A 232-nucleotide genomic window follows, 5' to 3' on the forward strand; every position below is an offset into this window, starting at 1 on the left:
GCAATTCTTCGCTTTCAGCATCGGCAAGCTCGCCGCCGCGGCGGTCAAGGACGGCGACATCGACGTCGCCAACGACGGCAAGACCTTCGGTGTCGGCCGTCCGCCCGCCGATGTGGCGGCCCTGCTCAGCGCCAACGGCCAGCCCACCGACGTCGTGCACCTGAGCATCCAGCCGCTGCTGGTGCGCAGCGGCGAGCGGGTGTTGCTGTTCGACACCGGCGCCGGCAACGCC

At 70.3% G+C, this 232-nt stretch carries 1 protein-coding gene; it reads left to right on the plus strand.

Going from position 1 to position 232, the window contains the following annotated elements; genetic code table 11:
- On the plus strand, window positions 1–232 hold a 232-nt coding region (locus HKX41_13840; protein NNC25215.1), incomplete at both ends, for an MBL fold metallo-hydrolase.

The organism is Salifodinibacter halophilus, from assembly GCA_012999515.1.
Lineage (GTDB): Bacteria > Pseudomonadota > Gammaproteobacteria > Nevskiales > Salinisphaeraceae > Salifodinibacter > Salifodinibacter halophilus.